At 71.5% G+C, this 25967-nt stretch carries 26 protein-coding genes and 1 pseudogene; 12 read left to right on the forward strand and 15 right to left on the reverse strand.

The window, feature by feature from the left end; translation table 11 throughout:
- Nucleotide 1: 1 nt before the first annotated feature.
- The gene (locus tag ABEA10_RS18695) at nucleotides 2-580 is read right to left on the reverse strand and encodes a TetR/AcrR family transcriptional regulator (RefSeq protein ID WP_345465330.1); all 579 of its coding nucleotides are present in this window, start codon (nucleotides 578-580) and stop codon (nucleotides 2-4) included.
- A 94-nt stretch (nucleotides 581-674) separates the two neighbouring features.
- Here ABEA10_RS18695 and ABEA10_RS18700 point away from each other — a divergent pair, with 94 nt between their 5' ends.
- Complete coding sequence (locus tag ABEA10_RS18700; protein ID WP_345465332.1) at nucleotides 675-1727, forward strand: NAD(P)-dependent alcohol dehydrogenase; 1053 nt, start codon at nucleotides 675-677, stop codon at nucleotides 1725-1727.
- Nucleotides 1728-1844: 117 nt separating this feature from the next.
- On the opposite strand, the gene ABEA10_RS18705 is transcribed toward ABEA10_RS18700, so the two are convergent.
- On the reverse strand, nucleotides 1845-2726 hold the full coding sequence (locus ABEA10_RS18705; protein WP_345465334.1) for an SDR family oxidoreductase: 882 nt from the start codon (nucleotides 2724-2726) through the stop codon (nucleotides 1845-1847).
- Between the two features lie 84 nt (nucleotides 2727-2810).
- On the opposite strand from ABEA10_RS18705, the gene ABEA10_RS18710 reads away from it, so the two are divergent.
- The gene (locus ABEA10_RS18710) at nucleotides 2811-3389 is read left to right on the forward strand and encodes a TetR/AcrR family transcriptional regulator (protein ID WP_345465336.1); all 579 of its coding nucleotides are present in this window, start codon (nucleotides 2811-2813) and stop codon (nucleotides 3387-3389) included.
- A 167-nt stretch (nucleotides 3390-3556) separates the two neighbouring features.
- On the opposite strand, the pseudogene ABEA10_RS18715 reads toward ABEA10_RS18710, so the two are convergent.
- Nucleotides 3557-4760: pseudogene (locus ABEA10_RS18715) on the reverse strand (RNA-guided endonuclease InsQ/TnpB family protein).
- Nucleotides 4761-4926: 166 nt separating this feature from the next.
- Here ABEA10_RS18715 and ABEA10_RS18720 point away from each other — a divergent pair.
- From ABEA10_RS18720 to ABEA10_RS18730, 3 genes are read left to right on the forward strand one after another with little or no spacing between them, the layout of a single operon-like run.
- Entirely contained in the window at nucleotides 4927-7170 is a 2244-nt protein-coding gene (locus tag ABEA10_RS18720; protein ID WP_345465340.1) for a penicillin acylase family protein, read from the forward strand.
- Nucleotides 7167-7676, forward strand: coding sequence for an HAD domain-containing protein (locus ABEA10_RS18725; RefSeq protein WP_345465342.1), 510 nt, complete (start codon nucleotides 7167-7169; stop codon nucleotides 7674-7676). The genes ABEA10_RS18720 and ABEA10_RS18725 overlap by 4 nt, the downstream gene beginning before the upstream one ends.
- Nucleotides 7655-8344, forward strand: a complete 690-nt coding sequence (locus tag ABEA10_RS18730) for a hypothetical protein (RefSeq protein WP_345465344.1) — start codon at nucleotides 7655-7657, stop codon at nucleotides 8342-8344. The genes ABEA10_RS18725 and ABEA10_RS18730 overlap by 22 nt, the downstream gene beginning before the upstream one ends.
- Before the next feature lie 7 nt (nucleotides 8345-8351).
- Here ABEA10_RS18730 and lipB read toward each other — a convergent pair whose 3' ends face one another.
- From lipB to ABEA10_RS18745, 3 genes are read right to left on the reverse strand one after another with little or no spacing between them, the layout of a single operon-like run.
- On the reverse strand, nucleotides 8352-8999 hold the full coding sequence (gene lipB, locus ABEA10_RS18735) for a lipoyl(octanoyl) transferase LipB (protein ID WP_345465346.1): 648 nt from the start codon (nucleotides 8997-8999) through the stop codon (nucleotides 8352-8354).
- Between the two features lie 48 nt (nucleotides 9000-9047).
- On the reverse strand, nucleotides 9048-10715 hold the full coding sequence (locus ABEA10_RS18740) for an ankyrin repeat domain-containing protein (protein WP_345465348.1): 1668 nt from the start codon (nucleotides 10713-10715) through the stop codon (nucleotides 9048-9050).
- A gap of 46 nt (nucleotides 10716-10761) precedes the next feature.
- On the reverse strand, nucleotides 10762-11739 hold the full coding sequence (locus ABEA10_RS18745; RefSeq protein WP_345465350.1) for a glycoside hydrolase family 113 protein: 978 nt from the start codon (nucleotides 11737-11739) through the stop codon (nucleotides 10762-10764).
- Nucleotides 11740-11982: 243 nt separating this feature from the next.
- Between ABEA10_RS18745 and ABEA10_RS18750 the strand changes: the two genes are divergently transcribed.
- On the forward strand, nucleotides 11983-12180 hold the full coding sequence (locus tag ABEA10_RS18750; RefSeq protein WP_329253483.1) for a hypothetical protein: 198 nt from the start codon (nucleotides 11983-11985) through the stop codon (nucleotides 12178-12180).
- Nucleotides 12181-12253: 73 nt separating this feature from the next.
- On the opposite strand, the gene ABEA10_RS18755 is transcribed toward ABEA10_RS18750, so the two are convergent.
- The 3 genes from ABEA10_RS18755 to ABEA10_RS18765 form a co-directional block, all read right to left on the reverse strand.
- A complete protein-coding gene (locus ABEA10_RS18755) occupies nucleotides 12254-14149 on the reverse strand; it encodes a WD40 repeat domain-containing serine/threonine protein kinase (RefSeq protein WP_345465374.1) in 1896 nt (631 codons plus the stop codon).
- A 90-nt stretch (nucleotides 14150-14239) separates the two neighbouring features.
- Entirely contained in the window at nucleotides 14240-14566 is a 327-nt protein-coding gene (locus ABEA10_RS18760; protein ID WP_345465353.1) for a hypothetical protein, read from the reverse strand.
- An 86-nt stretch (nucleotides 14567-14652) separates the two neighbouring features.
- The gene (locus ABEA10_RS18765; protein ID WP_345465355.1) at nucleotides 14653-15072 is read right to left on the reverse strand and encodes a winged helix-turn-helix transcriptional regulator; all 420 of its coding nucleotides are present in this window, start codon (nucleotides 15070-15072) and stop codon (nucleotides 14653-14655) included.
- Between the two features lie 106 nt (nucleotides 15073-15178).
- Here ABEA10_RS18765 and ABEA10_RS18770 point away from each other — a divergent pair, with 106 nt between their 5' ends.
- Nucleotides 15179-16126, forward strand: a complete 948-nt coding sequence (locus tag ABEA10_RS18770; RefSeq protein ID WP_345465357.1) for an NADP-dependent oxidoreductase — start codon at nucleotides 15179-15181, stop codon at nucleotides 16124-16126.
- A 150-nt stretch (nucleotides 16127-16276) separates the two neighbouring features.
- On the opposite strand, the gene ABEA10_RS18775 is transcribed toward ABEA10_RS18770, so the two are convergent.
- Both ABEA10_RS18775 and ABEA10_RS18780 read right to left on the reverse strand, forming a co-directional pair.
- A complete protein-coding gene (locus ABEA10_RS18775) occupies nucleotides 16277-16771 on the reverse strand; it encodes a GNAT family N-acetyltransferase (RefSeq protein WP_345465359.1) in 495 nt (164 codons plus the stop codon).
- A 53-nt stretch (nucleotides 16772-16824) separates the two neighbouring features.
- Nucleotides 16825-17571 carry an SDR family oxidoreductase gene (locus ABEA10_RS18780; protein ID WP_425550919.1) on the reverse strand — a complete coding sequence of 249 codons (747 nt, stop codon included), beginning with the start codon at nucleotides 17569-17571 and terminating at the stop codon, nucleotides 16825-16827.
- Between the two features lie 24 nt (nucleotides 17572-17595).
- On the opposite strand from ABEA10_RS18780, the gene ABEA10_RS18785 reads away from it, so the two are divergent.
- The gene (locus ABEA10_RS18785; protein WP_345465361.1) at nucleotides 17596-18108 is read left to right on the forward strand and encodes a MerR family transcriptional regulator; all 513 of its coding nucleotides are present in this window, start codon (nucleotides 17596-17598) and stop codon (nucleotides 18106-18108) included.
- Between the two features lie 5 nt (nucleotides 18109-18113).
- On the opposite strand, the gene ABEA10_RS18790 is transcribed toward ABEA10_RS18785, so the two are convergent.
- Nucleotides 18114-18620 (reverse strand): GNAT family N-acetyltransferase, encoded by a 507-nt coding sequence (locus ABEA10_RS18790; protein WP_345465362.1) that lies wholly within the window; start codon nucleotides 18618-18620, stop codon nucleotides 18114-18116.
- Nucleotides 18621-18680: 60 nt separating this feature from the next.
- Between ABEA10_RS18790 and ABEA10_RS18795 the strand changes: the two genes are divergently transcribed.
- From ABEA10_RS18795 to ABEA10_RS18805, 4 genes are all read left to right on the forward strand, one after another.
- Complete coding sequence (locus tag ABEA10_RS18795) at nucleotides 18681-19340, forward strand: DUF5753 domain-containing protein (protein WP_345465364.1); 660 nt, start codon at nucleotides 18681-18683, stop codon at nucleotides 19338-19340.
- Nucleotides 19306-19398: a DUF397 domain-containing protein gene (locus ABEA10_RS51155; RefSeq protein ID WP_425550920.1), complete on the forward strand. Its 93-nt coding sequence runs from the start codon at nucleotides 19306-19308 to the stop codon at nucleotides 19396-19398. Before ABEA10_RS18795 ends, ABEA10_RS51155 begins: the two co-directional genes overlap by 35 nt.
- A 2-nt stretch (nucleotides 19399-19400) precedes the next feature.
- A complete protein-coding gene (locus tag ABEA10_RS18800) occupies nucleotides 19401-19484 on the forward strand; it encodes a DUF397 domain-containing protein (RefSeq protein ID WP_345465378.1) in 84 nt (27 codons plus the stop codon).
- A gap of 158 nt (nucleotides 19485-19642) precedes the next feature.
- Nucleotides 19643-20599 carry a cyclase family protein gene (locus tag ABEA10_RS18805; RefSeq protein WP_345465366.1) on the forward strand — a complete coding sequence of 319 codons (957 nt, stop codon included), beginning with the start codon at nucleotides 19643-19645 and terminating at the stop codon, nucleotides 20597-20599.
- 156 nt (nucleotides 20600-20755) lie between these two features.
- Here ABEA10_RS18805 and ABEA10_RS18810 read toward each other — a convergent pair whose 3' ends face one another.
- The 3 genes from ABEA10_RS18810 to ABEA10_RS18820 all read right to left on the reverse strand — a co-directional run.
- Nucleotides 20756-21817, reverse strand: a complete 1062-nt coding sequence (locus ABEA10_RS18810; RefSeq protein ID WP_345465368.1) for a DUF6461 domain-containing protein — start codon at nucleotides 21815-21817, stop codon at nucleotides 20756-20758.
- A gap of 12 nt (nucleotides 21818-21829) precedes the next feature.
- On the reverse strand, nucleotides 21830-25144 hold the full coding sequence (locus tag ABEA10_RS18815; protein WP_345465370.1) for a DUF4132 domain-containing protein: 3315 nt from the start codon (nucleotides 25142-25144) through the stop codon (nucleotides 21830-21832).
- Between the two features lie 46 nt (nucleotides 25145-25190).
- A partial coding sequence (locus ABEA10_RS18820; RefSeq protein ID WP_345465372.1) for a penicillin-binding transpeptidase domain-containing protein occupies nucleotides 25191-25967 on the reverse strand: 777 nt, incomplete at its 5' end.

Consider the following 25967-nt stretch of genomic DNA (forward strand, 5'->3'; position numbering starts at 1 on the left):
GTCAGGGGGCGACGGCCTGGGCGACGCACTCGCGCAGGAGGGCCCGGCGGCGGTCGTGGTCGGTGGCGGGCTCGTCCGCGGTGGCGGTGTAGAAGGCGCTGGCCGGGGACCAGGCGCAGGCCATGGCGATGACCAGGGCGACCAGGTCGAGGGGGTCGCCCTGACGGAGCCGTCCGGCGGCCTGGGCGGCGGCGATGGCGGTGAGTTTCGGTTCGTCGTCGGGGGTGTCGGTGAGGCGTCCTGCCGGACGTCGTTCCAGCCGCAGCCAGGCCATGAGGCGGACGAGTTCGGGATGGCGCAGGTTCTCGTCGTACATCCCCACGGCCCAGCCGGGCAGGTCGTCGGCGTCGAACGCGACGGCACTCATGAGCCGGTCGGCGTGGTCGGCGATCACCGCGTCGAACAAGCCGTCCTTACTGCCGAAGTAGCCGTACACCTGGGCTTTGTTGGTGCGGGCGGTGGCGGTGATGCGGTCGATCCTGGCGCCGGCGATCCCCCGCTGTGCGAACTCCTCGGTGGCCGCGTCCAGAATCCGGCGCCTGGTCGCGGCGCCCTTCGGCGTGGTCGGCAGTTCGGGCATGACCGCAGCTTAACAGACAGACTAGTTGGTTTGCTTCACGTCCGAGCGCGCTCTACGCTGAAAAACAGACCGAATAGTCTGTTTGGAGGCTTCCATGCGTACCACCACCGGCTGGATGACCGCTGAGGGCACCACCGCGCTGCGGCGCGTCCGGCTCGAGCGCCGCGACCTGCGCGACGACGACCTCGCGGTCCGCGTCGACTACTGCGGCGTGTGCCACAGCGACCTGCACCGGATCGGCGGCCTTCTCGGCGAGGGCGCTCTGGTCCCCGGCCACGAGTTCACCGGTACGGTCACCGCCGTCGGCGCCGCGGTGACCGCGTTCTCGGTGGGCGACCGGGTCGCGGTCGGGACCGTCGTCGACTCGTGCGGGGTCTGCGAGATGTGCCGGATCGGACAGGAGAACTACTGCTACGAGGGCCCCGTCACCACCTACGGCGGGACCGACCGCGTCGACGGCACCAGGACCCAGGGCGGCTACAGCCGCGAGTACGTGGTGCGCGACCGGTTCGCCTACCACCTGCCGGACGGGCTCGGCCAGGCCGCCGCCGCCCCGCTGATGTGTGCCGGGATCACCGTCTGGGAGCCCCTGCGCGCGGCCGGGATCGGGCCCGGGAGCAGCGTCGCGGTGGCCGGCCTCGGCGGGCTGGGGCACCTGGGGGTGAAGCTGGCCGCCGAGCTGGGCGCCGAGGTCACCGTCCTCAGCCGCACGCCCGCCAAAGTCGGCGACGCCCACAAGCTCGGAGCGGCCGAAACCCTCGTGACCACCGACGACCGGCAGACTCGGCGGGCGCGCGGCCGGTTCGACCTCATCCTGGACGCCATCCCCGTCGCGCACGACCTGTCCCCGCTGCTGCGCATGGCGGCCCTGGACGGCACCCTCGCCCTGCTCGGCTATCCCCTGGAGCAGGCGGTCCGGATCCTCGACCTGGTCCAGGGCCGCAAGAGGCTGACCTCCTCGGGCACCGGCGGCCGCCGCCGCACCGCCGAGCTGCTGGACTTCTGCGCCGACCACGCCATCGCGGCCGACGTCGAGGTACTGCCCTCGGCGCGCGTCCAGGAGGCGCTCGACCGCCTCGGCCGCGGCGATGTCCGCTACCGCTTCGTGCTCGACCTGTCCGACCTCGACCGGCCCGCCGACTCATGAATCCCGGCCGCATGACAGGCCCGGCCGAGACGGGAGGCCTTGCGGGCGGCGCTGCGCGGCGCGAACGAGGTGCTCCAGATCGGCCTGGGGCGGCGGCCCCGGCTGCTCGACCCCGTCTCAGGGCTGGATGTTCTCCAGGTCCTCGAGCAGGCCGGGGTGCGTCGGCTGCCACCCGAGGACGTCACGGGTGTGGGCACTGGACGCCGGCTGGTCCATCGCGAAGATCGGGCCGAACGGGCCGAAGGTCTCCTCCGGCACCGCCTCGACCGGCAGGCCCAGTCGCCGTCCGACGACCGTCGCGATGTCTCGCACCGCGTCGCCCTCGTCGGCGACGGCGTGCCAGCACGTGCCGGGCGGTGCCGACTCGAGGGCCAGCCGGAACAGGACCGCTGCGTCGAGGGCGTGCACGGCCGGCCAGCGCTGGGTGCCGTCGCCCGGGTAGCCGGCCACTCCGGAGCGGCGCGCCGCCTCGGTCAGCAGGCCGGCGAATCCGCCCCTGCCCTCGTTGTGAACCGTGCGCGGCATGCGGACCGCCGTGGCGCGGACACCGCGCGAGGCCAGCTCCAGCAGGGCGTTGACCGAGCGGCCTCGACCACCCACCGGTCCGTCGGTCGGCAGCGGATCGGCTTCGGTGGAGGGGCGGCCCGGTACCCAGGGCGTGCCCGAGACGGTGACGATCGGGCGGTCGCTTCCGGTGAGTTCCTCGCCCAGCGCGGCGAGGGCGGCGCCCTCCTGGGCGACGCCCTGCGCGAGCGCGTCCGGATCGCCGTAGTCGCGGCTGAAGGCGAGGCTGATCACGCCGTCGGTCTGCGCGGCGCCGGCGCGCAGGACGTCGAGGTCCGCGATCTCTCCTCGCAGCGCCTCCGCGCCGGCGTCCTTGAGGGCCAGCGCGGAGGCGTCCGAGCGGGCCAGTGCGAGAACGGTGTGGCCGTTGCGGAGTAGTTCGGCGACGACGGCGGAGCCGATGGTGCCGGTACCGCCGGTGACGAAGACGTGCATGAGGCTCTCCCGAAGTGATGGGACTCTTGTCCCATCACCGTAACAGGCTGACGGGACTCTTGTCCCATCACCTATGATGGCGACATGGCTCGATGGCAACCGGGGGCGAAGCAGCGACTCGTCGTCGCGGCCGTCGACCTGTTCGCCGAGCAGGGGTACGACGCCACCACGGTGGCGCAGATCGCCGAGCGCGCCGGAGTCACCAAGAGCACCTTCTTCCGGCACTTCTCCGACAAGCGTGAACTCCTGGTCGCCGGCCAGGAGACCCTGAGCAGGCTGCTCGCGGAAGGGATCACCGAGGCGCCGGCGAGCGCCAGCCCGCTCGAAGCGGTCGCAGCCGGCCTCGATCGCGCGTCGAGCTCAATGGGGCCGGCGAACCGCGAGCTCGGCCCCCGCCTCAAGGCGGCCGTGGCGGCCAGCACCGAACTCCAAGAGCGGGACGCCCTCAAAAGCGTCGGTCTCGCCGCCGCCATGACAGCCGCGCTCCTCGCCCGCGGCGTCCCTGACCCGACCGCGCATCTCGCGGCCGAGCTGGGGGTCCTCGCGTTCAAGCGAGGCTTCGCCCAGTGGTCCGACGGTGATCGTGATGACGGCAAAGGGCTCGCCCAGCACGCGCTGGCCGCCCTGGACGACCTGCGTGCGGCGACCGCGTCACTGGGCTGATCGGGGAGCCGATCTGTTCCGGCCGCTGGCGCACATTTCGCCCTCGTGATCTTCTGGTTTGCCGGGAGTCACGGTGAAGGTCATACGAAGCGGCGATTGTGAACGCGCCGGTTCCCTCGGATAGTCAGGCGAGTTGACTTCCTCCCTCTCGTGAGCGAGGGGGATTCCTACGGCTCGCGCCGTGGGGTTTCCTGCTTCTGTACCGACGGCTTCGACCGGGAGGAGTCCCGCCCGAGGTCTTACCGCGGCTCCACAGGCCGACACCGCCGGCCCGGCGGCCAGAATGTTCTTCGCCGCGTTCACGTCCCGATCGTGGGTCGTGCCGCAGCCGCACGTCCAGGTGCGGACGTTGAGGGGCATCGCCTCGGCCACGGTTCCGCAGGCCGAGCACAGTTTGGAGGAGGGGAACCAGCGATCGACCACGATCACCTCGCGGCCATACCATCGCGCTTTGTACTCGAGCATGCTGCGGAACTCGCTCCATGCGGCATCGGAGATGGCGCGGGCCAGATGGCCGTTTTTCAGCATGTTCTTGACGGTCAGGTCCTCGATCACGATCGTTTGGTTCTCACGAACGAGTCGAGTGGTGAGCTTGTGCAGGGCATCACGACGTCGGTCGGCGATCCGCGTGTGGATCCGGGCGACCTTACGCCGGGCCTTGGCCCGGTTGGAACCATCCCCTTTGGCCTTGCGGGACAGTTCCCGCTGCGCCTTGGCCAGACGCTTGCGGTCCCGGCGTTCATGCCGGGGATTGGTGACCTTCTCCCCGGTGGACAACGTCAGCAGATGCTCCAGCCCGGCATCCACCCCGACCGCGTCACCGCCCGCCGGGAGCGGCCGCACGTCGGGGTCTTCGCACAGCAGGGACACGAACCAGCGCCCCGCCGAATCCTGAGACACCGTCACCGTCGAAGGCTTCACGCCCTGCGGAAGAGGCCTCGACCAGACGATGTTCAACGGCTCTGCCATCTTGGCGAGGGTGAGTGTCCCCTCCCGGAACCGGAAGGCGCTAGCGCTGTACTCGGCGGACTTGCGGGACTTCTTCTTCGCCTTGAACCGTGGGTACCTGGCCCGTCCGGCGAAGAAGTTCGTGAACGCGGTCTGCAGATGCCGCAGCACCTGCTGCAGCGGAACGCTGGACACCTCGCTCAGGAACGCCAGTTCCTCGGTCTTCTTCCAGGCCGTCAGCATCGCGGAGGTGGCGTTGTAGCCGAGGCGTTCCCGCCGCGACTTCCAGGCCTCGGTGCGGGCCTCCAGCGCCAGGTTGTAGACCTTCCGCACGCACCCGAACGTGCGCAACAGCTCCGCCGCCTGCGCATCGGTGGGATAGAAGCGGTACTTGAAAGCACGCTTCACACGGGGGGCGGTCACAGAACGCAAACTATCGCGTCAGAGTGTGACCGTCTGTGGGTTTTCCGGCGCTGGACGCCGGATCGCCGTGACGGCGACCCGGCTATCCACGCCCTCCCTGCTCCGCAGGGGTCCGATTCCCTCCCCGCCCTGAAGCTGAAGGGCGGGGTTTCCTCGGAGGATTCAGATGACCGCCACGTACGTCGTGTCCGCCCTCGCCGAGCCCGTGGAAATTCTGGTCGACCGCTGGGGTGTGCCCCACATCTACGCGCGCTCGCCCGATGACGTGTTCGTCGCGCAGGGCTTCAACGCCGCGCGGGACCGGCTGTTCCAGATCGACCTGTGGCGGCGGCGCGGCCTCGGGCTGCTCTCGGAGGTCTTCGGCGCCGAGTACGTCGAGCAGGACCGCGCCGCCCGCCTCTTCCTCTACCGCGGTGACATGGCCGCCGAGTGGCCCGCGTACGGGCCGGGCACCGAGCGGGTGACCCGCGCGTTCGTCGCGGGGATCAACGCCTTCGTCGCCCTGTGCCGGGACCGCCGCGAGCACCTGCCGCCCGAGTTCACCGACCATCTCCCCGCGTACTGGGCGCCCGAGGACGTGGCGCGGATCCGCAGCCACGGCCTGTTCGCCAACCTCGGGGACGAGGTCGCGCGGGCGCTCACCCTGCGCGATCACGGCCCCGACGTGGAGGACCTGCGCCGCGTACGGGAGCCGGCGGGCCCGCTGCGCGTGCCCGAGGGGCTCGACCTTTCCGTCATCCCGGACGACGTGCTGCGCGTGTACCGGCTGGCGACGGGCGCGTCCCGCGCCGGGCTCGACGGCAGCAACAACTGGGTGATCGGCCCGTCCCGTACGGCCTCGGGGCGCCCGCTGCTCGCCAACGACCCGCACCGCGCCGTCACGCTGCCGTCGCTGCGCTACATCGCCCACCTGTTCGCCCCCGGCATCGACGTCATCGGCGCGGGCGAGCCCGCGCTGCCCGGCATCTCCATCGGGCACAACGGGCGGATCGCCTTCGGGCTGACGATCTTCCCCATCGACCAGGAGGACCTGTACGTCTACGAGACCAACGACCGCCACGAGTACCGCTACCAGGGCCGCTGGGAGCCGATGGAGCGGGTGCGCGAGACGGTCCCGGTGCGCGACGGCGACCCCGTACCGGTCGAGCTGTGGTTCACCCGGCACGGGCCGGTCATCCACGAGGGCGACGGGACCGCGTTCGCCGTACGCGCGGCCTGGCTGGAGCCGGGCATGGCGCCCTACCTCGGCAGCATGGACTACATGCGGGCGAGCGACCCGGAGGAGTTCGTCGCCGCGATGCGCCGCTGGGGCGCGCCGGGGGAGAACCAGGTGTACGCCGCGCCGGACGGCACGATCGGCTGGCGCCCCGCCGGCCGCGTGCCCCGGCGGTCGGGCTGGGACGGCACGCTGCCCGTCCCCGGCGACGGCCGGTACGAGTGGGACGGCTTCGCCGACGTGGACGAGCTGCCGTCCGTACGGGATCCCGAGCAGGGCTGGTGGGCCACCGCCAACCAGCGCAACGTGCCCGACGGCCACCCGGTCCTGGTGACCCGCGACTGGTACGCGCCGTTCCGGTACGAGCGCATCCGCGAGGTGCTCGCCGCGCGCACCGGCTGGACGGTCGAGGACTGCCTGCGACTCCAGACCGACTACGTCAGCCTGCCGGCGCGGCTGATCCAGCCGCTGCTGGACGGCCTGCGCGACGACGACCCGAAGGTCACGGCCGCCCTGGAGACGCTGCGGGGATGGGACGCGACGCTGTCGGCCGGTTCGGGCGCGGCGGCGCTGTTCGAGGTCTGGTACCGCCGCCACCTGCGGCCGGCCCTGCTCGAAGCGGCGCTGTCCCGGCTGGTCCCGGCGGACCGCCGCGCCGACGCGCTCGCCCGCGTCCTGCCCGCCGAGGACGAGGCAGCCGACCCACGCGTGGACCTGGACCTGCTGCTGTCACCCGGCGACCGCCTCGGCCCGCCCGGCACCCGCGAGCGGCTCATCCTGGCCACGCTCGCGGACGCGGTGGCCGACGTCGAGCGGCTCCTGGGCACGGACCAGGCCGGCTGGGCGTGGGGACGGCTGCACCGGGCCGAGCCTGCGCATCTCATCGAGGACCGCGGCGTCGGTTCGCAGCCGCGCGGCGGCAGCGGGGACACGGTCGGCGCCACCCCGTACACCCCCGACTTCCGCCAGTCGGGCGGCGCGACGTTCCGCCTGGTCGTGGACGTCGGCGCCTGGGACGCGTCGGTGGCGATGAACTCCCCGGGCCAGTCCGGCGTTCCGGACAGCCCGCACCACCACGACCTGTTCGGGAGCTGGGCCGCCGACGAGGCGTTCCCGCTGCTCTACAGCCGCGAAGCGGTCGAGCGCAACCTCGGCGACCGCATCATCCTGCGACCATCACCGGAGGACCGGTGACCGCCGCCCGCCCGCTGCTCTTCCTCGACGTCGACGGACCCCTGATCCCGTTCGGGGGCGGACCGGGGCGGAGCCGGGAACTCCCGGATGCCTCCGGAAACCCGCTCCTGGCCAGGCTCGACCCCGAGCACGGACGGCGGCTGCTGGCCCTGCCGTGCGACCTGGTGTGGGCCACGACCTGGATGGAGGACGCGAACACCGAGGTCGCTCCGCGGATCGGCCTGCCCGAACTCCCGGTGCTGGACTGGCCCGAGTCGGCCGAGGACGACGGCCGGCTGCACTGGAAGACGCGGGCTCTGGTCGAGCGGGCCGCCGGACGCTCTTTCGTCTGGGTCGATGACGAGATCGGTGCGATGGACCGCGCCTGGGTGGCGGCACACCACCGGGCCCCGGCTCTTCTTCATCGCGTCGACCACCGTCTCGGCCTCACCGGCGAGGACTTCGATGCCATCGCCCGATGGCTGACGCTCGAAGGGGAGGGCGCGTGCCCGGACTGGCGGAGCTGACCTACACGACGCTCGGCGGTGTGGTCGGTGCCGCCGCGTCCGGCTACCTGACCCGGCATCACGAGCGGCGCCAGCTCCGTGCGGCGGTGATGCAGCGGCTGCACGCGGTCGTCGAGGTCACCGCCGGGGTCCGTGACGTCGAGCTCGGCCGGCCGCCGGTGTCCCGTACCGCCGACGGGCGGCGGCGCCTGACCGACGTGCTCGGCGTCCGGGCGGTGCTCGGGGACGGCACCGACGCCGAACACGCGCAGCGGGAGGCGTTCGCCGGACTCACCGTCGCGGCACTCGCCGCAGGCGTCCCGCGGCGCGTCACCGACTTCGCGGCCGGATCCTGCGAGCGGACGCTCGAGTGCACCGTGATCGCGCTGGCCGACCGCCGTGTCGGCGGCGTGCTCGGCGACGACGCCGAGGAGCTCGTTCGGCGCGCCGACGAGTACCAGCGGTCGGCGGTCGGCCTGCTTCTGCACCGGCTGTGGCACCCGTGGCGGGCGCGGCCGGTCACCCGGCGCCGGATCCGTGACCTGCGGGTCGACGTGGGCGTTCTCGACCGGCACCAGCAGGCCGCACGGGAGGTGCTCACGCGGACCGAGCACGTCGAGCGGTTGTCCGCCGGTCTCGAACGCGGCCCGGTCGCGCCGTCCCGCACCGCGGAGGGCGGTGCGGCGTAGGCGGGGCTCAGCGGCTCCAGGCGGTGGCACCGGCGATCAGCGAGTCCGCCACGGTGTCGCGTACCTCGGCGTCCGACGGCATCGGGAGGCCGCGTGCGTCGGACACGCGGCGCAGGGACGTCATGGTCACGTCGTGCAGGCCGCAGACCGTGAAACGGTCGAAGGCGCTCATGTCCGGGTCGACGTTGAGCGCGAAGCCGTGGCTGGTGACGCCCTGGCGGATCCGCATGCCGATCGAAGCGATCTTGTGATGGTCGGGGGTCCAGACGCCGGCCAGGCTGCCGGCGCCCGGCGGAGTGTCGCGGCGGAGCGCGGGGAAGCCCAGCCGGCCCAGCGCGTCGACGAGGCCGTTCTCCATCCAGCGGACGATGTCGACCGGCCCGTGCCGGCCGATGTGCGCCACGAGGTAGCCGACGAGCTGCCCGGGGCCGTGGTAGGTCGCGAACCCGCCCCGGTCCACCTCGACCGTGCGGATCCCCAGGTCGGCGGGGAGGTCAGCGGTGGCCGTGCGCGGGCCGTACGTCACGATCGGCGGATGGCTCAGCAGGAACAGCCGGTCTCCGGCGAGACCCTCACGGCGCTCCTTCACCCATCCCGCCATCCGCACCCGCGCGTCCTCGTAATCGACCTCACCGAGGTCGACGCGTTCGAGCATGATCATCCTCCGGCGAGCTTGATGAACACCCGTCAGTATCGTCCGTGCTCAGGCATGGCGGGACGGGGGATCGATCCGGCGCAGGCCGCGCTCGGTGGCGGCGAGCACGCCGACGCCGTGACGGGAGGCCAGGGCGTTCACCATGCCGGTGGTGTGGTCCCGGCCCGCGGGCCGGCCGGTCTCGGCGTCCAGCCACACGACACCCGAGTCCAGGCCGACGGCCAGCCGGGAGCCGTCGGGAGTGAAGCACAGCGAGGCCGAGGCGGCTTCTCCCGGGGCACCGGCGATGTCGTCGTCGATCTGCCGATGCCAGGTGAGTTCGCCGGAGTGCGTCGAGACGGTGGCGACGAAGCCGCGATGGGCGCCCGGCGCGTGGCGGCCGTAGTCGGGGCGGACCCACGTCGCGAACCTGCGCCCGTCCGGGGTGAACGCGACGTCGGTGACGATCTCGGAGCGTCTCCCGGTGGGAAGCTCCTCCTCACGCTTGTAGCGGCGCCGGAGGTTCCCGTCGTCATCGACGTCGAGCACGGTCAGCCACCAGGTGCCCTGCATGGAGTTGCCCACCGCGAGCGGGGTCCCGCCGGGCGCGAACCGCGGCACCACGCTCCAGTCGCCGAAGCCCGCCACCTCGCAGACCGCCTCACCGCGGCCGACGTCGATCAGGCGCACACACTCACACGAGGGGACCACCAGATGGCGCCCGTCGGGGGACGGCACCGGCGTGCCGTACAGGTCGTCCGGGAGCGCCTCCGGGGGGATCTGGTGAACTCGCCGTAGGTCGGCCCAGTCCCGCAACCACACCGAGTCGCCGTCGGAGAAGGCCGGCGCGGGGCCCGCGCCGTACGGCCCCCGGACGGGCTTGCGCCCGCCCGTCCGGATGACCTCGACCGGCTCGATCGCCGGTGCCAGCCGCCACCGTACGAGCACCGTGCCGGAGAACATGGTGGTCAGCGCCTCCGGTCGATCCGGATGGACCGCGACCCGTCCCTGCGGGCCCACCGCGGCCTCGGCCGGAGTGAGTTCCACCGGGCGCCCGGACGCCTCGACCATGGCGATCAATCGTTGCCGCAGCCCGCGCGGGCCGTCCTCGCCGAGCAGGTCCGACGGCAGGGCGCCGAAGCGGTCGCGCAGCCCCGGGTCGGCGCCGCGTTCGAGCAGCAGCTCGGCCACCGGCACCCAGTCCTCATCGGCGGCGGCCCGCCGGGCGGCGTTGTGCAACGGCGTGCTCGGCCCACCGGTCCGCTGCGGAGCACCGGCCTCGACCAGCAGCCGTGCGATGCTCGGGTCGCCGGCCAGGTCCAGCGGCGTACCGCCGTTCGAATCGAGTGCGGCGGTGTCGGCGCCCGCGGCCAGGAAGGCCCGCACCACGTCCACGCGGTCTTTCTCGACCGCGACGTGCAACGGCGTCTGGCCGAAGAGGTACCGCGCCACCAGCCCACGCGGCCCGGCGGCGGCGAGGAGCTCCGCCACCTCGCCACTGGCCGCCCAGTGCAGCGCCCCGTCCCCGTCCTTCCGTACGGCGAGCGGATCCGCGCCGCGTTCGAGCAGCAGCCGGACCATCGGCGCGGAGTCGGCTCGCCACGTGGCCGCGATCAGCGGGGTGATGCCCATCCAGCCCCGGACGTTCACCGACTCCGGCTCGGCGTTCAGCAACTCCGCCAGCCGGTCCAGATCCCCGGCCTCCGCCGCTTCGATGATCGGGTGATCGTTCCGCAAGACACTCCTCACCGAAGCCGACGACCACCCGCAATCTATCGATGGATCAGCGGGCGTACGCGGCGGCGAGGGCGTGGAAGACCTCCTTCGGCTCCCACCGGATCTCGTCCAGGAACTTCACCACCCCGTACGAGGCGAGGTCGAGGTCCTCGCGCGGGTCCGGGCGGTGCGGCAGGCCGTACCCGGCGAAGGTGAACCAGAAGGCGGCGTCGACGCCCTCCTGCTCGAAGATCTCCCGTAGTTCCCGCAGGTAGGTGACCTGCTCGGACTCGTCTCGCACGTAGTCGCCGTCGATGCGGGAGGACGTGCGGTCGGCGATCATCCAGCCGGTGCCGCCGCGGGCGGCCGCGCCGCGGTACGCGCAGCAGCCGAACTCCGTGACCACGACCGGCTTGCCGCAGGCGAACCGCCGGCGCAGGTCGGCGCGGAACCCGGCGGCGTTCGACTCGTCCCGGTAGGCGTCGACGGAGACGATGTCGAACGGCGCCCAGTCGACGTCCTCCCACAGGCCCGACGCGTAGGTGACCTTCCCGCCGAACCGCCGCCGTACGGCGCCGGCCGCCTCGGCGAGGAAGTCGTTGACCTTCCGCGCGATGCCGGGGAAGGCGGCCACGACCTCCGGGGCGCCCGACATGACGCCGTGGATCCGCTGGTAGACGTCCTCGCCGGGCAGGAAGCCCGCCGCGAACAGGCTCAGCTCGCAACCGGTGACGAAGACGACCTCCGCGCCCCCGTGCCGCAGGTCCTCCGCGTGCCCGGCGCACTTCTCGAAGAGACGCAGCATCGGCTCGGGCGCCTGGTCGCAGGGGAACGGCGAGAACCAGACCTCCAGCCCGGCCTCGGCCGCGTACCGCCCGGCGACGGCCAGCCGCTCCGGATCGTCGCCGGTGACGCGTACGGCCTCGCAGTGGAGACGGTCGGCGATGACACGCATCTCCCGCCGTACGGTCTCGTCGTCGAACCGCTCACGTGACAGCCGGCCTCCCGGGCGGAACCCGGTGTCGTAGGTGATGCCTCCACGCATGAGTGCTCTCTCTCGTGTCGCTTGCGTACGACCAGCGTGGTCGAGCCCTCGGGCGTCCGGCAGATCGGTGTGTCCACGATTCGTAGGTACAAGTGTCCTAATTCGCAAATTTTTGGGTATCAGGTCGGCGTCCCTGACCAACGACCTTTGACGACTGTTTGCAGCCGACTGGTTGAAGCCGACGCCGAGCCGGCCGGGCGTCGACCGCCTCACCAGCGGACGTAGCCCCCTTGGAGGTAGTTCATGAGAGTCACCACCGCCGTGGTCCTCATCTGGCTCATCATCGGCGCCATCGCCGCCGGTCAGCGGCACTATTACAGCCACGGTCCGAGCAACTGCTCCCAGGCCGGCACGCTCCTCGTCACGATCGTCGCGGGCCCGCTCAACTACGTCGGAGTGAACCCGAAGATCTCCTGCAAGACGCCCGAACCCAGCAAGTGACCGTGGCCCTCCGTCGAGGCGAGGGCGGCGACCGCGCTCGGCCGCCCTCGCCTGACGGCGAAGCACCCGCTCGTCATCGGGTCAGGTCCCACAGCCGGACGCTCCGGTCCTCGGCGCCCGTGGCCAGCGAGCGGCCGTCCGGGCTGAACGCGAGCGCGTCGATCCGGCCCTTGTGCCCCACCAGAACGCCGAGCCGGGTGTTGGTGGCGATGCCGTTCAGGGTGACCTTGTGGTCCTGGCCACCGCTCGCGAGAGTGCGGCCGTCCGGGCTGATCGCGACGGCGTCCACGACCCCCTTGTGACCGGTGAACACGCCCATGCCGAGGTGGGTCCGTACGTTCCAGAGCAGGACCTTCTCATCCTCCCCGCCGCTGGCCAGCATCCGCCCGTCGTGGCTGAAGGCGATCGCGCGCACCGGCGCGGTGTGGCCGTTGAGCACCGCGGCCTGCGTCCACGACGCGGTGTTCCACAGGCGTACGGTACGGTCCAGCCCGCCCGCCGCCAGCAGGGTGCCGTCCGGGCTGAACCGCACCGAGGTCACCGCGTCGCGGTCATCGCGGAGCACGCGTACGGTCCGGCGCGACCGCAGGTCCCAGACGCGGACGGTGTGGTCCCGGGAGCCGCTGGCCAGATAGCGTCCGTCGGGGCTGAAGTCGACCGACCAGACCTCGGAGCGGTGACCGGACAGCACGGCGACCTGCCGGCCGGAGGACAGGTCCCACAGGCGTACCGTCCGGTCGTCGCCGGCCGTGGCCAGCAGCCGGCCGTCGCGGCTGAACCGCACGCCCTCGATCGGCGCCGTGTGGCCCGGTAACTGCGCCAGCTCGACACGCCGCGCCACGTCCCACAGGCGGACCGTGTGGTCCGACCCGGCGCAGGCGAGCGTCCTGCCGTCCGGGCTGAACGCCACCGAGAAGATGTTCGTGTCCGACTTCAGCCGCGTGGACGGGAAGTGGATGCCGATGTGCACGACCGGCGGCGCGGGTGCGGCCGCCGGCGCTCGGCGCGGGGAATGCCGGGGCAGCCAGATCGCGGCGGCGGTGCTCAGCGTGATCGCGAGGAGCAGGGCCAGCAGGAGCGGCGTACGCGGGCGGCGGCGCGGTGTCGTCTCCTGCTCCTCCTCCTCTGGCGGGGGCGGCGGCGCGGCGGGTTCGCGAGCGCCGCCGGCGAGGCGGGTCAGGTGCGCCGCGAGGACGTCGGCGGGCATGCGCATGCCGGGTTCTTTGGCGAGCAGGCCGGCGATGACGGGGGCCAGCGGCCCGGCCCGGCCCGGCGCCGGCGGGTCGGTGGTCAGCAGGGAGACGAGGACGGTGGCGACCGTCTCCCCGTCGAACGGCGGCTGCCCCTCGACCGCCGCGTACATCGTCGCGCCCAGCGACCACAGGTCCGACGCCGGCGTGGCGTCCGCGCCGCGCGCCTGCTCGGGCGCCATGTAGGACGGTGTGCCGAGCATGGCACCGGTCTCGGTGAGGACGGTGCCGCCGTCGAGCGAGGCGACCCCGAAGTCGGTGAGGACCGTACGGTCGCCGTCCAGGATGACGTTGCTCGGCTTGACGTCACGGTGCACGACCCCGGCGGCGTGTGCCGCGCGTAACGCGGTCAGGATCTGCGCGCCGATCTCCGCCACCCGCGCCGGCGGCAGCGGCCCGTCCTCCTTGAGCACCCGCGCGAGCGTACGGCCGCGGACCAGCTCCATGACGATCCACGGGCGGCCGTCGTCACGGACGACCTCGTGCACGGTGACGATGCCGGGATGGCTCAGGCGCGCGGCGGCACGCGCCTCACGGAGGGTGCGCGCCCGCAGCGCCACGACCTGCTCGTCGTCCAGACCGGCCGGGAGCCGGATCTCCTTGACGGCCACGTCGCGGCCGAGTGACTCGTCGTGCGCCCGCCAGACGACCCCGATGGCGCCTTCCCCGAGGACCTCGATCAGCCGGTACTTCCCACCGACGAGTCGCTCACTCCCCATCGTCACGCTCCGAGCGTAACCGGACGCGAAGCGTGCATCACGGAATCATCTGTTTTAGGTCGCGGGACCGCACCGCGATCAGGCGTTCGTCTATCTGATGACCAGGTGGGACTTCTCGGAGAGCCGGCAGCGGACCCTGTGCTTGCACAGTTGCACCTGCGTCACGGTCGCGCCACCGGAGTTCGCGTTGATGACGGTCTGGGCTCCGCGGATGAAGTTGGGGCTGTTGAACGGAGCGGAGACTCTGTTGTGGCTGCCATTACCGTTGTGCTGGTGGCCGCCTCCCTGGTACACGGCGGGTGCCACGGCGAGGCGCCGGATCGACGCCTGAGCCTCGGTCGCGGTCGTCAGGCAGCCCACGGCCGGAAGCAGAAAGACCATGGCGTAGAGCGCACCGCGCTCGCGGCGACCGAGCATTCTTCCTCCTGAGGGCGTGAGTGCGCTGCCGGTGATGGCGGTAGTACCCGCCGGCCGCCGGTGGCCACCCCCTTTGTACTCACCTATTACGAATGACGTTCCTGAGCATTTACTTGTGCGTCGTAGGCCTCCTGGGCGGCGCCGACCTCCTCGATGTGCCTTTCCGCCCAGTCCTTGATGGCCCGCATCACGGGCAGCAGGCTGACGCCGAGCGGCGTGAGTTCGTAGTCGACCCGTACCGGGACCGAGGGGGTGACCGTACGGGAGACCAGGCCGTCGCGTTCGAGTGTCCGCAGGGTTTGGGTGAGCATCTTCTGGCTGACGCCGGCGATGGTGCGGGACAGGTCGCTGTAGCGCTGCGGGCCGTCGGCGAGCGCGTTGAGGAGGAGGCTCACCCACTTGTCGCTGATCCGGTCGAGCAGCCGCCGGGCCGGGCACGTCGCGAGGTAGGCGTCGTAGGCGACACGTGCGTCCTGGCGTCGCTGGGCGGCCGTGCGGGTCGTCATGGCTCTCCTCCGCGTACGGTACGCACCTCCAAGTGCGTACTTTCTGGCAGAGAGTAGCTCTCCCTAGGGTCGTTCCAAAGCCTTCTTTCGAACGTGGGGAGATCTCATGCGGGCGGTCGTCATTCGCGGTTTCGGCGGGCCGGAGGAACTGCGGCTCATCGACGTGCCGGTTCCGGTCCCGGCGCGGGGCCAGGTGTTGATCCGGGTCGAGGCCGCGACGGTCAACGCGGTTGACGTGGCCACCCGTTCGGGCGCGCTCACCGAGGCGGGCCTGCTGCCGGGCCTGGTGCCGCCGCGCGAGGCGATCGGCATCGGCTGGGACGTGGCCGGCGTCGTCGAGCGGACCGGGCCGGGCGTCACCGGCCTGGCCCCGGGGGACCGGGTGATCGGCCTCTCCGACCGGCTCGATGTGCCGCTCGGCACGCAGGCCGACCATGTCGTCCTGGACGCGGACACCGTCGCCGCCGCGCCCGCCGGTGCGGCGCCCGTCGAGGCCGCGACGTTGCCGCTGAACGGGCTCACCGCGGTGCAGGCGCTCGACCGGCTCGACCTGGCCCGCGGCGGCACGCTGCTGGTCACCGGCGCCGCCGGGGCCGTCGGAGGGTACGCGGTGCAACTCGCCGCCGCGCGCGGCCTCCAGGTGACGGCGGTCGCCGGCCCCGCCGATGAGGCGCTGGTACGGGAACTGGGCGCGGCGGAGTTCGTCCCGCGCACCGCGCGTCTGGGTGAGGCGGTCCGCACGCTGGTACCCGGCGGGGTGGACGCGGCGCTGGACGCCGCGTCGGTCGGCGTGGCCGCGCTCGACGCGGTGCGGTCGGGCGGGGCGTTCGCCGCGGTGGTCGGCGGTGCGGCGCCGGCGCCGCTGCGCGGCATACGGGTCTTCAACCACTGGATCCACGCCGACGGCGCTCGCCTGCGCGACCTGGCCGGCCTGGTCGAGGCGGGCGCGCTCACACTGCGAGTCGCCGGAACTCTGCCCTTGGCACAGGTCGCGGAGGCCCACCGTCGCCTGGAGAAGGGCGGTCTACGAGGCCGCCTCGTACTGACGCCGTGACCACCCAGGGGGGAGTCTCCCTGGGACCCCCGCTGTGGCTCCGCGCCCACGAAGCCTCAACGTCCCTTCCTGTGCGCAAAGGAGGTACGCCCAAGCCGTTCCCGGGGGCTGTTCGATCCGCACGCTACCGCGACGCGCGGTCTGAGGCGGTCAGAGATCGTGGTGCCAGTCGTTGCAGCGCATGAAATGGCCCTTGGGGAACTCGAATTCGTGCTCACCGGCGAACGTGAACCCGGCCTTGCGGCAGATCGCGTTGGACGCCGGGTTGTCGACGGACGGGTACGCGTGGAGACGGCGGTGGCGCTTCTCCGCGCGGGCCCGGTCGACGATCGCCGTGGCGGCGGCTCCGGCGATGCCGCGTCCCTGGTGTTCCGGCAGGACGTTCCACCCTGTCTCGTACACCGGCTCGCCCTGCCACTCGCGCTCCCAGTAGCCGATCGTGCCGACCGTGACGCCGTCGGGCAGGACCACGGTGAACATCCGGCCGGAACCCGGCGCGCCGAGGTCGAGGTAACGCTTGTGGCGCTCCAGGACCTTCTCCTCGGTCTCCGGGCCGCCCAGATGGGCCCAGATCTCCGGGGTGTTGAGCCGCCGCAGCAGATCCAGGTCGTCATCGGCCCACGGCTCGAGCGCTATCTCGATCATTGTCCTCACCTCAGGCCGCAGTCTGCCGTGGCCCTCTGACACTTCACCGACGATCACCAGGGGACGGTCCGGCCGAAGCGGTCGAGGAACTGCAGGCCAGGGGTCCCCTGCTGGGAGAGTATGACGTTCACCAGGTCGGGGATGCTGTCCTGGATGCTGAAGGGTGCGTCCGGGCCGCCCAGGTCCGTACGGATCCATCCGGGCGCCATGGCCAGCATCGTGCGTGAGGATCGGGGCTGCCGGGCCGCGAAGCTCCGCATGAACATGTTCAGCGCCGCCTTGCTGCCGCGGTAGACCTCTCGCAGTCCGGTCTCGTTGTTGCCGATGCTGCCCTGCCCGGACGACATCACGCCGATGATGCCCGTGGCCGGGACGAGATCCTGGAGCGACTCGATGACGCGCATCGGGCTCAGCGCGTTCGTGACCATGACGTCCGTGAACTCCTCGGTCGTCACGTCCCCGATCCTGATGTGCTCGTCGGCCGTGGTGACTCCGGCGTTGACGAACAGCATCTCGAGCGTCCTGCCTGCCAGGCGGTCGCGTAGCGCGGCGATCTGCGCCGGCTCGTTGATGTCCAGGGTCTCGATCTCCACCCGGCCGCCGGCGGTCTCGGCCAGATCGTGGAGCTTGGTTCGCGACGTGCCCGGTCGGACCGTGCCGATGACGTTCCAGCCCTTCTTCAGGAGCTCTTCCGCAATGGCGTGCCCCAAACCGCGCCCCGCGGCGACGATCAAGGCGGTGGGGGCCGAATCGGGAGTAGGCCCGTGGCCTGGTCTTTCGCTGGTTCCATGGTGACTCATGGCGGCGATGCTAGGATTTAGAGCGTGCTCGAAGTCAAACCGGCAGTAGTCAAACCGGCAGAAGTCAAACCGGCGTCCGGGGCCACCGGACGGAAGGCGCGGCCCACCGCCGTGCCCGCGGAAGGCGTGACCATCGCCGAGGCGGCCCGCCGCACCGGGGTGAGCGTGCACACGCTGCGGTACTACGAGCGCGCCGGCCTGGTCGTCACGCCGGTCGACCGTACGAGCGGCGGTCGCCGCAGGTACCGCGAGCTCGACCTCAAGTGGATCGTCATCTGCACCAAGCTGCGCGCGACCGGCATGCCCATCAGGGGCATCCGCCGGTACGCCGAACTGGTCGCCGCCGGGCCGGGCAACGAGGAAGAACGCCTCGCGCTCCTGGAAGCCCACCGCGCCGAGGTCCTGGCCAGGCTCGGAGAGATCCAGGAGAACCTGAAGATGATCGACCACAAGATCGAGGTCTACCGGGGCAGCCTCGCCGCCGGTGAGGCCGACCGGCTCTGGGCGCCCGCCATCACCGGTGCGGCCGAGAGCTGAGACCGTCACAGCTCGCGGCGCATGCAGACGCGTGGCCAGCGGTCCAGCCCGTACGCGGCCTCCCGTCGGCGGATCTCCCGGAGACCGGGTGTCAGTGTCACGTCGTTCAGGCGCCGGAATCCGCATCTCTCGTAGTACGGCGCGTTCCACGGCACCTCGGCGAACGTCGTGAGCGTCAGCGCCGGCAGGCCGCCGGCCGTCGCGACGTCCGCGACGTGGTCGAGGAGGGACCGGCCGACGCCGCGTCGCGCCGCGGCCGGGTGCACCGAGACCTGTTCGATGTGCATCGCCCCGTCCATGACCTCGGCGATCAGGTACGCGACGGGCCGGTCGGCGTCGTCCGCCGCGACCCACGCACGCCCCTCCCGCCGGTAGCCCGCGAGGACGTCGACCGGGAGCGGCTCGTCGTCGGCGATCTCGGGCATGCCGATGTCGCGGAACCACTTCCCGGCCGCGCGCTCGATCGCCCGCAGGACCGGCAACTCCTCGTCACGTACCGCACGGATGCGCATGCGGGTCATCGGATACCTCCGCGCCTGGAGAACAACGAGGCCAAGCCCACCGAACGCCAGATGGAGATCCTCGACGACCGCTGGGACACCGGAGGCCACTTCACCACACTGCTCTTCTACGCCCAACGCGGTCACGAGCCGAACTGGTTCAGGCAGCACCTGGGTGTCGAGTCCGAGGCATTAGTCATCAAGGTTTACGAAGCCCTAGCGGTGCCCGGTTTGCTCCAGCTCCCCGAGTATGCGCGTGCGCTGATAGCAGAGTCTGGCGCTGTTAACGTCGATGAGCGTGTAGCTGAGCGAATGTCGCGGCAGGCGCTCCTGACTCGCGAGCCTCCGCCCCTGCTGTGGGCATTGCTCACTGAGAACGTCCTCGACTGGCCGGTCGGAGGGCCCCAGGTGATGCGGAAGCAACTCGCCTACCTGCTTGAGGTCTCGGAGCTTCCGAACGTCGGGATCCGTGTTGTGCCGAGAGTCGCAGGTGCTCATTACGGCATGAACGGCAGTTTCAAAGTGATGACTGGACCTGCCGGGGATGTCGCCTATACCGAATCGCCAGGCGGAGGGCGACTCGTCCCGTCTCCGACGGAGGTGCAAAGGTACGTCATGCGATATGACCGTATTGGGCAGAAGGCGTTGCCTGTTGATCAGTCGCGCGACCTGATCGAGCACGTCATGGAGGCGATGAGTGAGCATCTCCGTCTGGCGAAAGAGCAGTCGTAGCGGTAATGAAGGTGACTGTGTTGAGGTCGCTGTCACCGAGAGGGGCGAGTCATCGTGAGCATGCCCGAGTGGCGGAAGAGCACCCGCAGCGGCAACCAGGAGGGTGACTGTGTCGAGGTCGCCGTGATGGAGAGCGGCGAGTGAACCGTCGATAGTGTGGGGCGCCGGCCGGTTGGGGCCGTTGGTGAACGGGCACGGCGCCTTCTCCGCAGTCCGCGCGTCACCTTTGGAAGTACGAGCCGTTATTCGCTCCGGCGGGCCTTGGTGCCTCGAAGCGCGTGACCGGAGGAGTCGATGCTGGGATGACGGCAGGGCGACCGATGCCCACACAGGACGACGTGCTCGGGTACTTCAACTCGCTGTCGAACTGGGGACGCTGGGGCGACGACGACGAACTCGGCACTCTGAACCACATCACCGACGACGTCCGGCTGGCGGCGGCGCGGGCCGTGCGCCACGGCAGGAGCGTGTCGTGCGCGTGGGAGGTCGCCGTACCGGAAGACATGGAGCGGTCGACGACGACGTGCCCGTGCGCCGCCGACATGCCGGGTGCCGAGCACATGCCGGCGCCCGGATTCCGCAACGACCGGCGCTGGGGCTTTTCGAACGAGCGGCTCGGCATCCTGTTCCACGGCAACACCATCACCCACGTCGATTCGCCGTGCCACATCTTCTGGGACGGCACGATGTACAACGGACGGTCGCACTCGATGGTCGACGCCGCGACGGGATCGGCGTGGGCGGCCGTCACGGCGGCGGCGAACGGGATCATCACGCGTGGTGTCCTGCTGGACGTCGCGCGGGTCCGCGACGTGCCGTGGTTGGAACCGGGGCAGGGCGTGTTTCCCGACGATCTCGAGGAGGCCGAGCGCCGCCAGGGTGTGCGGGTGCGATCCGGCGATGCGGTACTCCTGCGGACCGGCTATGGCCGCGCAAGGCACGAGGCCGGTGAGGCCGGCGGGTTCACGCAGGCCGGCTGGCACGCGTCCTGCCTGCCGTGGCTGCACGAACGGGAGGTCGCGCTGATCGGCGCTGACACCCCCCAGGACGTTCAGCCGTCGGGGTACGAAGACGTGTTGATGCCGGTTCACGCCGTGAGCCTCGTTGCGATGGGTCTGTGGCTGCTCGACAACTGCGACCTGGAGGCGTGCGCGACGACGGCCGCCGAACTCGGCCAGTGGGACTTCCATCTCGCAGTCGCGCCGGTCCGCTTCGCCGGTACGTCCGGCAGCCCGGTCAACCCGATCGCCACATTCTGACCACGGGACTCGCGCCCGACAGCGCCGGCACCCTCCACCGTCGGGCCCGCGTCCACCAACGCGCGGCGGGGATGCTTCGCCGGCCGGCCTCCGAGCATTGCTCATGTGCAGAAGCACGCCTCCCTGACCAGGGAGAAAGCATTTCTGGTGTGGGTTTCAGTGGTCGCGGAGTTCTCGCAGGATCGTCGCGCGGCGGGATGCGCCGTCGGTCCAGGGTAGGTCGCCGGTGATCGGGCGCAGGGCCTCGTAGGCGGCTCCCCGGGAGTCCCACCACAGTGCGCCGCGCAGCGCTCCCGCCAGCGCCCACAACCGCATGAGCCGGTTCCTCTCGTCTTCGGTCATCCGGTGTTGTGCGGCGGGATCGTTGAGCGAGCCGCCGGCGCGGCGCGCGTCCGTCAGCCAGCCGCGGACGCGGTGTCCCAGGTCGGAGTCGGCGGGCACGTCCACCTTTTCTCCGCGTTCGGCCGCTGACAGGGCTTCGGCCACGTCCGGGAAATGTGCGACGTCGAGCAGCTCGGCGAGGCGACGGACCTCCCGGACGATGATGGGCCGTCGCAGTGAGGAGGGGGCGGCGTCCAGGGCGTCGGCGAACTCCTCCTGCGTCGGGCGGTAGACGGCCGGGGGCTCGGCCGCGGTGAACCAGGGTTCGATGTGCGCGCTCGGCAGTGGGCCGTCGGGGAGGTCGGGCAGTGTCCCGATGATCTGACCGACCAGACGCAGCGCCGCGACGTGCGGGTGCATCAGGGGATCACGGTCGTCATTCGCCTCGAGATCCACGCCCGCGGCCCGCATCTGCGGAAGGAACCGGTCGAGTTCGGTTCCCCACCGGTACGCCGCGGTGCCGCCGGTGAACGCGGTCCGCAGCGTGCCCTCCTCACTGAAGGCGAAGTGGTCCTCGGCGTAGTCGTGGCGGAGCACCGACACCGCTTCGGTCCCTCGTGACATCGCGTTCAGCAGCCGGACATCGGATCCGTGAAACCCGTCCGGCTCGATGATGACGGTCCATTCGCCAAGGCTCAGCGCCTGCGCGATCGTGGGATATCCGGCGTCGTAAGACCTCGTCTCCTCCCGCGCGTCCGCCGTGGTGCGGGGCCGCATCGTGTCCTTTAATCCGCCCATGCGCAGCAGGGCCTCGGTCTCGTCGATGTCCCGGACGAACGTGAGGCAGTAGATCTCGCCCAGCATCTCTTCGTATCGGTCGAAATGACGTGCTGACATTCCTGGCATCCTTCATCGGGTCGATCGGGACGTCGCCTCGGCCAGTTCGGCGAGGACTTCGGAGGCGGTGACCGGGTCGAGGTCGCCGAAGGGCAGTCCGGTGCGTCGTGGCGTCCAGTAGCCGTCCTCAGGAAGATCGTCGAGCCGGATCTCTTCCAGCTTCTGGTCGGCGCTGTCCTCCACGCGGCCGATGACGATTCCGTGGTCCAGTTTGATGTTGACGTACCGGCCGCCGGGGACCTCGCGGAAGACGCAGAACTGGATTCCGGCGTCCATGGGCGAGCTGCGCCGCCAGCCGCGTCGTTCGAGTGCGAGTACGGCCTCGGGCGGGACGGTGACGCCCTCGAACCGCTCCAGCCGCCGGCCGGCGCGCTCGGCGTCGGTCAGGGTGCGCACCTCGCGGCCGAGCTGCGGGAACGGCTGGAGGATCTCGTAGTCGGCGAACAGCGTCGACCACGCCTTCAGCGCATCGCCCAGCTCCAGCGGGTGCGCGATGCCGACGCGCGCCGACTCGGGCAGCGTCAGCACGTCGTCGTCGACGTCGGCGAACGTCCGGTCCTCGGCCGCGCGGAAGGCGGTCGTCTTGCCGCCGTCCTCGCTCACCCACACCAGCCGCCGCGCGATGTGCCAGATCAGCGGATGCTCCACGATCAGGCGGCGGAACTCCTCGGCCGTCCAGCGGCGCCGGGCCACCATCGCCGACTCCAGCCGGCGGATCTGGTCGGTGGCGACCGTCCGCACGTCCTTCTTCAGCGTCGCGAACCGCTTGTACGCGGCGGGCGCCAGCTCCGGGTCGTCCTTGACGCCCGGCTTGGGCAGGGCCTTGCGGCGGGTGCCGTCCTCGTCGGCGACGTACGGCTTGAGCTCCTCGTCGAAGCCGACGAGGAAGCGGCGCGGCCCGTAGTCGAGCACGAGTCCGCCGTCGGCGTCCAGGCCGAAGTCGGGGACCAGCCGGTCGCCCAACTGCTCCGCCGTCAGGCCCAGCCCCTCGGCGACCTCCTCGATCTTCTCCTGTGCGCGGGCCTTCAGCCCCTTGAACTTCACCTTCTGCGCGATGCCGTGCAGGTGCATCAGCGCCACGTCCGTGCCGATCGCCGCCAGGACGTCCAGGCCCGCGACCGCCTTGGCGTGGCCGCCTTCCCCGGGCCACTTACGGATGAGCGGCGTCAGCCGGCGTACGGTGTCGTCGTCGCCGAGCCAGCCCAGCTGCGCCAGCGCCCATGCGTCCGCCGACGGCGCGTCGTTGCGGCGCCACTCCTCGAACAGCGCCCATGCGAACGCGGCCAGCGACCCGGCGTCGCAGGCCTCCTTGACGAGCCCGACGCCCGCGTACACCTCGCCGGCCTTGGACATGGCCAGCATCGTCAGCAGGTGGCGGACGGCGTCGGCCGGGAGCGCGTCGTCCCGGCCGCGGAGCCGGATCTGCGGCAGCGACCGCACGTCGGCCCACTCGCCGACCGCCGGTAGGCGTTTCGGCAGCAGTTCCAGCGGATCGATCGCGAGCATCGCCCGCAGGGCGTCCGCCGCCTCATCGCCGTGTGCGCGCGCCGTCGCCTCGACGGCCTTCTCGGCTCCGTGCCGTCCGGCCAGCAGGCGCAGCGCGGCCTCGGCCTCCCGGCGCGCGGCGGCGGGCCTGCCCAGCGCGGCCGGCACCAGCACCGGCACCGCGTCCACGCCATGCCGCTCGAACCAGGCGAGCGCGAGCTTGCGGCGTTTCGGCTTGGCCAGACCCGCGGCCATCACCCGCGCGACACCGGCGTCCAGGAACGGCAGCGCCCGATCGGCCAGACCCGCCGGGTCCTCCTCCGCCATGCGCCGCGCGACCGGCAGCGCGTCGACGCCGAACCGGGCCACGACCGGGCGCAGCCAGATCTCGGCCTCCCACAGCTGCGGGCGCCAGTCGGCCAGCAACGGGCGGACCTTCTCCACGGGGCCGTACGTGAGGACGCCGAAGCCGTACCCGTAGGCCTTACCGGCGCGGAACTCCTCGATCAGCTCGTCCCAGTCGTCGCTGGCCGGGACCCGGTGCCGCCCGTCGGTCTTCGCCCACTGCTCCTGCTCGCCGGGCTCCCAGCGCATCGCGGGCTCGGCGGGCGGAGTGAGCCCGTTGACGACGACCGGCTCGGCCGCCCTGGCGGTGCGCAGCCACGGTGGGTCGGCCAGCGGTCGCGGCAGCGCGTCGGCCGGTGCGTCCGGCAGCCGCTTCTCGTCGTCCGGTGAGCCGATCCGGGCCCGCAGCGCGGGCGGCAGCCCGGCCACGAGTTCTTCGTGGGTCCGTGCGTGCGCGGCCAGCAGGTCGGCGACATGCGGCGCGTCGGAGGCCGCCGCCAGCAGCCGCAGGGCCCGGGCGGGGAAGCGCGTCATCGCGGTGAGCAGGGCCGGCCGTACGTACTTCTGCTCGGCGCGGTCGACCAGGGCCTGGAAGGCCTCGTCGCCGGGCACGATCGCGAGCGTCTCCAGGATCAGCCGGCGAAGGTCCGCGACGTAGGCGTCGGCGTCGAAGGCTCTGACGAGCAGCGGCGTGGCGGCCGTGCCCACACCGTCCAGCATGGTGACCAGGCAGGAGCGGTTCCACGAGTAAGGCTGGACGACCCCGTGCGGGGCGATCAGCTCGACGTGGCGCGACGATCCCAGCGAGCAGTACAGCATCCACCAGAAGTCGCCGTCGTGCCTGGTGTCGGGCGGAGCGGCGCAGCACTCCTCCACCCAGTCGTGCCGCGACGGCACCAGGAAGGAGACCACCGTCCGCTGCGACGCGGTGCGGCGACACCGCGCCAGGCCGTCGAGGGCCTCCTCGTATTCACGGTCGTCGGCGACGGCCAGCAGACCCCGCAGCCGCACACCGGCCTTCACCGTCGGCGTCGTGGCGACCGGCGAGGCATATCCGAGCGTGCTTCGGTCCCGGATGAGCCTGAGGCCGGAAGAACCCCACTGGATCTGGCTGAACTCGGCGAACGCGCAGGCGGCGAAGGGCAGCCCGTGCTCGGTCACCCACGCGTCCGCCAGCGGCGCGAACTTCTCCATCGTGAAGTCGTACGGCCTGTCACAGGCCAGCAGCGCGGCGGCCACGGCCGCACTCAGCGGACTCGCGCCGCCGGAGAGGTAGTCCCGTACGGCCTCGGCCAGCTCCGGCTCGTCACCGGCCCGCTCGGTGAGCGGCCGGGCGGCATCCAGCCGCTGGAGCTGTTCGCGCAGGTCCGCGGCTGCGGAGCGATCGACCTTGATCGCCGGCCCCGGCCGTCCGCCGCGCCGCGGATACAGCCGGCGCCGCCACGACTCCGGAATGTCCAGGGCGTTCTCGTCCACTACCGCATGGTTGTCTCCCACGGCGCCCGACCATAGAACAGACGTACGACAAGGGCCGCCTGAATGATCATGAATGAGAGCTGAACGACGTCGGAGCGGTGCCGCGCAGCGCGTCCTCCATCGACGCCCGCCAGATCGGGCCGACGTTCGCGCCGAAGACGCCGGGGCTCGGGTCGCCGAACGGCGCGGCAGGGTCGCCGAACCAGACGGCCGCCGCCAGGTCGGGCGTGTAGCCCGCGAACGCCGCGCACGCGAACCCCTCACAGGTGCCGGTCTTGGCCGCCGCCGGGCGGCCGATGCCCAGGCCCCGGCCCGTGCCCTTGGTGAGCACGCCCTGGAGAATCCGCGTCACCTCGTCGGCGACGCCGGTGTCCACGGCTCTGCGGCATCCGGCCCCGGGCACGTTGATCTTCTTGCCGGTGGAGTCGGTGACGCCGGTGATGGCGATCGGCGCGCAGTACCGGCCGTGGGCGGCGAAGCCGGCGTACGCGGCGGCGAGATGGGTGACGTCGATGTCGCCGGTGCCCAGCACCTGGGCCGGCACCTGTTGCAGGGGCCGGCCGTTCGCCTGCTTCATGCCGAACCTCTGCGCCATGCGGACCGAGTCGCACAGGCCCACGCGCTGTTCGAGGTAGGCGTAGTAGGTGTTGAGCGACTCCCAGGTGCCGGTCGCCAGGTCGGCCGACGACGCCTTGGACAACTCGGCGTTGCGCACCGACCAGGGCTCGAAATGGTTTCCCTTGCAGTCGGTGTAGCCGCTGACCGTAGTGCTGTTCGGCGCGGGCAGGGTGGTGCCGACGCTGTAGCCCTTGTCGAGGGCGGCGGCGAGGGTGAAGATCTTGAA

The sequence above is a fragment of the Actinoallomurus oryzae genome, from assembly GCF_039541955.1.
GTDB lineage: Bacteria > Actinomycetota > Actinomycetes > Streptosporangiales > Streptosporangiaceae > Actinoallomurus > Actinoallomurus oryzae.

What these genes read in the sequence shown, in the direction of transcription:
- ABEA10_RS18695 (WP_345465330.1), bottom strand. Translation starts at nt 580, where the DNA reads ATGCCCGAACTGCCGACCACGCCGAAGGGCGCCGCGACCAGGCGCCGG.
- ABEA10_RS18700 (WP_345465332.1), top strand. Translation starts at nt 675, where the DNA reads ATGCGTACCACCACCGGCTGGATGACCGCTGAGGGCACCACCGCGCTG.
- ABEA10_RS18705 (WP_345465334.1), bottom strand. Translation starts at nt 2,726, where the DNA reads ATGCACGTCTTCGTCACCGGCGGTACCGGCACCATCGGCTCCGCCGTC.
- ABEA10_RS18710 (WP_345465336.1), top strand. Translation starts at nt 2,811, where the DNA reads ATGGCTCGATGGCAACCGGGGGCGAAGCAGCGACTCGTCGTCGCGGCC.
- ABEA10_RS18720 (WP_345465340.1), top strand. Translation starts at nt 4,927, where the DNA reads ATGACCGCCACGTACGTCGTGTCCGCCCTCGCCGAGCCCGTGGAAATT.
- lipB (WP_345465346.1), bottom strand. Translation starts at nt 8,999, where the DNA reads ATGCTCGAACGCGTCGACCTCGGTGAGGTCGATTACGAGGACGCGCGG.
- ABEA10_RS18745 (WP_345465350.1), bottom strand. Translation starts at nt 11,739, where the DNA reads ATGCGTGGAGGCATCACCTACGACACCGGGTTCCGCCCGGGAGGCCGG.
- ABEA10_RS18750 (WP_329253483.1), top strand. Translation starts at nt 11,983, where the DNA reads ATGAGAGTCACCACCGCCGTGGTCCTCATCTGGCTCATCATCGGCGCC.
- ABEA10_RS18755 (WP_345465374.1), bottom strand. Translation starts at nt 14,149, where the DNA reads ATGGGGAGTGAGCGACTCGTCGGTGGGAAGTACCGGCTGATCGAGGTC.
- ABEA10_RS18760 (WP_345465353.1), bottom strand. Translation starts at nt 14,566, where the DNA reads ATGCTCGGTCGCCGCGAGCGCGGTGCGCTCTACGCCATGGTCTTTCTG.
- ABEA10_RS18765 (WP_345465355.1), bottom strand. Translation starts at nt 15,072, where the DNA reads ATGACGACCCGCACGGCCGCCCAGCGACGCCAGGACGCACGTGTCGCC.
- ABEA10_RS18770 (WP_345465357.1), top strand. Translation starts at nt 15,179, where the DNA reads ATGCGGGCGGTCGTCATTCGCGGTTTCGGCGGGCCGGAGGAACTGCGG.
- ABEA10_RS18775 (WP_345465359.1), bottom strand. Translation starts at nt 16,771, where the DNA reads ATGATCGAGATAGCGCTCGAGCCGTGGGCCGATGACGACCTGGATCTG.
- ABEA10_RS18780 (WP_425550919.1), bottom strand. Translation starts at nt 17,571, where the DNA reads ATGAGTCACCATGGAACCAGCGAAAGACCAGGCCACGGGCCTACTCCC.
- ABEA10_RS18790 (WP_345465362.1), bottom strand. Translation starts at nt 18,620, where the DNA reads ATGCGCATCCGTGCGGTACGTGACGAGGAGTTGCCGGTCCTGCGGGCG.
- ABEA10_RS18795 (WP_345465364.1), top strand. Translation starts at nt 18,681, where the DNA reads ATGGAGATCCTCGACGACCGCTGGGACACCGGAGGCCACTTCACCACA.
- ABEA10_RS18800 (WP_345465378.1), top strand. Translation starts at nt 19,401, where the DNA reads ATGCCCGAGTGGCGGAAGAGCACCCGCAGCGGCAACCAGGAGGGTGAC.
- ABEA10_RS18805 (WP_345465366.1), top strand. Translation starts at nt 19,643, where the DNA reads ATGACGGCAGGGCGACCGATGCCCACACAGGACGACGTGCTCGGGTAC.
- ABEA10_RS18810 (WP_345465368.1), bottom strand. Translation starts at nt 21,817, where the DNA reads ATGTCAGCACGTCATTTCGACCGATACGAAGAGATGCTGGGCGAGATC.